This is a genomic window from Desulfoplanes sp., assembly GCF_054921335.1.
The window spans coordinates 1-5,122 of record NZ_JBUDSQ010000117.1 but is presented as its reverse complement, the minus strand read 5'-3'; the positions used below and the strand labels follow the sequence as shown (position 1 = coordinate 5,122).

Annotated in this window: 5 protein-coding genes; 1 reads left to right on the top strand and 4 read right to left on the bottom strand. The window is 50.4% G+C overall.

Going from position 1 to position 5,122, the window contains the following annotated elements:
• Positions 1-127 precede the first annotated feature (127 nt).
• On the bottom strand, positions 128-1,309 hold the full coding sequence (locus ACY692_RS13960) for a DegT/DnrJ/EryC1/StrS family aminotransferase (RefSeq protein ID WP_462325990.1): 1,182 nt from the start codon (positions 1,307-1,309) through the stop codon (positions 128-130).
• Between the two features lie 192 nt (positions 1,310-1,501).
• Between ACY692_RS13960 and ACY692_RS13955 the strand changes: the two genes are divergently transcribed.
• Entirely contained in the window at positions 1,502-2,692 is a 1,191-nt protein-coding gene (locus tag ACY692_RS13955; RefSeq protein ID WP_462325989.1) for an ATP-binding protein, read from the top strand.
• Between the two features lie 314 nt (positions 2,693-3,006).
• Here the strand turns inward: ACY692_RS13955 and ACY692_RS13950 are convergent, their stop codons facing one another.
• From ACY692_RS13950 to ACY692_RS13940, 3 genes are all read right to left on the bottom strand, one after another.
• Entirely contained in the window at positions 3,007-4,320 is a 1,314-nt protein-coding gene (locus tag ACY692_RS13950) for a hypothetical protein (RefSeq protein ID WP_462325988.1), read from the bottom strand.
• Complete coding sequence (locus ACY692_RS13945; RefSeq protein WP_462325987.1) at positions 4,313-4,606, bottom strand: hypothetical protein; 294 nt, start codon at positions 4,604-4,606, stop codon at positions 4,313-4,315. Before ACY692_RS13945 ends, ACY692_RS13950 begins: the two co-directional genes overlap by 8 nt.
• 307 nt (positions 4,607-4,913) lie before the next feature.
• The coding region (locus tag ACY692_RS13940) for a hypothetical protein (RefSeq protein WP_462325986.1) at positions 4,914-5,122 on the bottom strand (209 nt) is incomplete at its 5' end.

The following is a 5,122-nucleotide window of genomic DNA, read 5'->3' as shown; positions in this document are numbered from 1 at the left end:
GGCCCCCTTAGGTGAATTTCAGAAGAGGCGACAACTTCCCTGACACAGGGGGATCACGCAAGAGCTTGCTCTCTGCTCATAGCCATGGAAAAACGCGAATTTTTCTTACGTTTTTGTTGGTGAAAGCCTAACACCTAAAACTGCTGTTCCCCATCACTTCCCGAACAACCTCGCACGTCTTCTCAATCTCGTCATCCGTAAGCGTCGGATGCACCAGGAACATCAGGCTCGTCTCCCCCAGTTCTCTGGCCACCGGTAATCTTTCTTCCGGGCCGTACCCGGCATCGGTAAACGCCTTTTCCCGGTAAATCTCCGAGCAGCTGCCGGAATAGCACGGTACCCCCTGTTTGACGATCTCGTTCATGATCCGGTCCCTGCTCCACCCATCTCGCAGCATCTCAGGCCGGACAAACACATAATACTTGTAATAGGCATGAAAGATATCCGCGCCGGGCAGGGTCACGCGAAGAGCCGGGATCTGCTGAAAACACGCGCTCAACCTCCCGGCATGCCCGCGCCGCGTTGCCACCCACGCATCCAGCTTTTTAAGCTGCACCCGGCCGATGGCGGCCTGCATTTCGGTCATGCGCCAGTTGGTGCCAAAGGATTCATGCAGCCAGCGAAACCCCGGCGCATGCTTTCGCACATAGACCGCGTCCCAGCTCTTGCCGTGATCCTTAAAGGCCCACGCCTTTTTCCAGAGGGCTTCGTCATCCATGACCAGCATCCCGCCTTCGCCGCCTGTGGTCATGATCTTGTCCTGGCAAAAGGAAAACGCGGCTATATGGCCGAAGGAACCCACTGGTTTGTCCTTGTATGTTGCCCCATGGGCCTGGGCGCAGTCCTCGATCACATACAGCCCCTTTTCTTCAGCAAGAGCCATGATCTCATCCATGTCACAGGGCCACCCGGCCAGATGCACGCAGATGACGGCTTTGGTCCGGGGGGTAAGCACAGCACGGATGGTCTCGGCAGTGATGTTCTGGGACACGGGATCAACATCCGCGATCACGGGAACAGCCCCGCGCATGACAGCGGAACTTGCCGAGGCAATGAAGGTCCGCGCCGTGGTGATCACCTCATCCCCCGCTCCGATGCCCAGGGCGTACAGGGCAAGCTCGATAGCCAAGGTCCCGTTGGCCAGGGCAATCCCATGGCTGCGCCCCGTATAGGCGGCATATTCCTTTTCGAATTCCCGGCCTTCCTGCCCGGTCCAGTAATTGACCCGCCCACTTGTGAGCGGTCGGGTGGCAGAGGCTATCTCATCGGGCTCAAAAAATGGCCAAGGGGAAAATTTTGTATTCAGCATATTTCAACCTTCCTGAATTCAGGCTTTTTTCACTATTTGAAAACATCTCGAGTCCGTCCTTTGGCATCCTGCCTTCAGCTACTTGCTTGGGTCAGACCCCGCTAATTATAATTAAGCTTTACATCAATCCTACTTTGATATAATGTCTATTTTATATAAAAGATAGATTCAACTTTAACAAGAGTTTATATCATGATTCCCAATGTCATCAGGCAGGCTTCATTTTTTATTTTATCTCGCCCTGTTGAGGTTTACGAACGTTTTTTACTCGAACAGATCAACTCAAAAGAACAATTGATTGGCATCAAGGGGGCACGGGGAGCCGGCAAAACCACACTGCTGCTTCAATACGCACACAGGTCAGGATACCCGATAGAAAAAATTTTATACATCTCCTGTGATCATCCTGCCATGGCAGGTGTCAGTCTTTATGATTCAGCCCAGGATTTTTTCCAGGAGGGCGGCAGGTTATTGCTTTTAGATGAAATTCATAAATCCAGAGGATTTGCCCCTCACCTGAAAGCAATTCGTGATACATTTGATCTCCAGGTAATTTTTTCAGGTTCTTCGGCTATTCAATTGGATTATGAGTCGGCAGATCTTTCCCGGCGGGTGGCAATGTATCAACTGCCCGCACTTTCCTTTAGAGAATTTCTGGAAATAGAAACCGCAATCTCATTTAATGTTGTTTCATTGGAAGAAGTGATAAACAATCATTTGGCACTTTCAAGTCAGGTTACCACCAAAATCCGCCCCATAGAATATTTTTTAAAATACATAAAGTATGGTGCCTACCCTTTCTATCTGGAATCAATTGAAAACTATCCAATGAAGCTGCTTGAGGTGATTAATATAACCCTTGAATCAGATCTGCCCGCCATATTTAATATAGACCCCGGCAAGATTGATAAGCTGAAAAAGCTGCTTTATATGCTGTGTACCACACCACCTGTAGAGTTAAACAAAATGAAAATAAGCTCGGCCATTGGAACGTCATGGCCAACAGTCTCAAAATATTTAGCCTTGATGTCCAAAGCATCCCTTATTCATCAGATAAGGGGCGGTGCGGGAATGAGGACAGTTAATAAACCTGATAAATTGCTGCTGAACAACCCGAATATATTTCAGGTATTGTGTGCGCAGCCCAATGCGGGCAGTCTTCGGGAAAGTTTTTTTGTTTCCCAGCTAAGCCATAGCCACCAAATACACTATCATGACAAAGCCGATTTCATTGTGGACGACACCTTTATTTTTGAAATAGGCGGCCCGGGAAAAACCAGAAAGCAGATAAAAAAACTTGATGCAGCTTATATCGCACAAGACAATATAGAAGTGGGCTCATTAAAAAAAATCCCATTATGGGCTTTTGGTTTCTTGTATTAAGAAACCACATCCTGATTCACAAAACTGAATGCCCCCACCACGGATGTTGAAATCATCTGGTATTTGTACAGACTCAGCTTGCTCAAAGAAAGATTAGAAGCCCCTTTTTGGCATCAAAAAGTACACTCTAAGGCCATGTCAGCCCTTATTTTAAGGATCATTACCTGTAAAAACAATTAATTACCAGGGTCAGACCCGGCTATGCTTTCGCTCGCCCATAGCCTCTCGCCTCTCGCCTCTCGCCTATAACCCCTAGCCTCTCGCCTGCCTTTATCCTTGTCCTTGCCTTTCCTCGAGCCTTTCTTTACCTCCCCCTACCCAAACACGATTTCCCGAGGCAAGACATGATGATTCACGAGAGTGGTATAGACAAGCCTCGGTGACACCAGAAAATGAGCTGCGGCATCTTCAATGTCGTCATCGCTGGGAACAGCCTTGCCTATGAAATCCATCAACGCATCAAAGGGACAAAGGAGCCCCTGGGCAAAAGCACGCTGGAATTTCTGCCGGCTCGTACCCGCGTCCGTGGCAGCAGAAAGCCGTCCGTCATCCATGCCCAAAAGCCTGTCACCGACCAGCCTGCATATGGCGAAACGACGACTGGTGACAGGTTTACGGTTCAATATGAGCCGCCTGTCGTCGTTTTCCCTGTTCCAAGTGCTCGCACTGTAAGGAGCATGCAGAACCCTGCCCGATTCATGATCGTCTTCCAGAACATTGCGGTGCACACCGACCAAATCGGCCAGGCGAATGTTGGAAATCGGTTCTTCGGCCAGTCCCCAAATATCACGGACCTTTTGAGCCGCAGCATAAGCCTGTTGCCATGGCGTGGCTGAAGATTGTTTTGGTTGTGCATCGGAAACAAGGCGATTGAAATCGGCAATCTGAAAGTCTACCCCTTTCGTTTGCAAAGATTCCTGCAGCAGTTTCAAGTCGTCTAATGCTCTGTTTTTCGATGCCGCTGCCAACTCCTGAATCGCAGGTAAACCCACTTCAGATTCCGTATTGAGGAGATCCCGCACAAAAGATTCAGGAGCTTCATCCGGGTCATACCCTGCAAGCGCCTCAATACGCCGCATGCGGGCAATGGCGAAATCGTCATTTTCCTTCCGGACTTCATCCCACAGATCGACGAGATCCGTATTGGTCATCCCCACGGCGTCCAGACGGGACAGAACTCCCTCGATGCAATGCCGGATAGCTCCTTCAAAAGATTTTGCCGGTACCCATGCGGAAAAATCGGCAATATATCGAACCGGCGAGGTCCTGGATTTTTCACGACTGCGGACAGTGAGCAGAATACCTTCGCCGTCACTGGTAAAGGTAAGATCCGGCCAGACATAACCTTCCCCGATGGCAGGTAGACAATGACGCATCCGCCACTCGGGATCTTCCTGCAAGGGTTTCGGCTCCCACCGCAATCGCCACCAGTTGGCCGCAAGAAACAGGGCCAGCGGATACGCAGAAATATACATCCCCTTACGCAATGTCTGGGACCTGTCATCCTCCAGCTCAGTGACCGCCCGTCCGCCGACAGATATTTTCATGTCGGCAAAAGTGAGACCTTCAACCGAAGAAGGCTCAAAAGGGGACAGCCATTCCCATTGAAATTCGAGATTTTCACTCATGACATCGCTCCTGCCACTGCTTGATGACCACATCTGCCATGGGATCATTTTTTTCCAAAGGATATCCGTGATAGGTGCCGTTTTTTGGATCGTCACAACGAGCTTCAAGAACGTCATCCTCATTGATGACCATCCAGATATAACGAGGAAACCCGTGATCGGCATCCTTGCTTACCAGGCCGTTCTCGGCTCCCTGCCTGAGAAGACGGGTGGCAATCTTCAGCTGAAAAATACCGACACCGTCACACAGCGTTTTGCCCGGTCTGGGAGAAGATGGAGGTGTCAATCCGAAATCCCCCGGCGATCGCTTATGCAGAGGACTGCCTCTGTACACGACAGAACGGGCAAGAACTTCAGCCCTGTCCCCGGCCAATCCTTTGTACAACCGTCTTTTCGGATTATACCGCCCCCGCCCCCTATTTGACGTCGCAGAACCCATAAACTACCTCGCTTTGAAAATTCATACAGATTCTTCCTCCCAATTTTCGTCTCCGCCTCCGTCATCCCTGTCTTATATCTTTCCCGGCCTCCGGTCTCCCTACTCCAGTCTCCGGGTCTCCTTAGCCGTTACCTAACCACCTAAAACCTAACACCTAACACCTAAAACTGCTGTTCCCCATCACTTCCTCAACAACCGCACACGTCTGCTCAATCTCCTCCACCTTCAGCGTCGGGTGCACCAGGAACATCAGACTCGTCTCCCCCAGCTCCCTGGCCACGGGCAGCCTCTCCCCAGGTCCGTACCCGGCATCGGTAAACGCCTTTTCCCGGTAGATCTCCGAACAACTCCCGGAAAAGCACG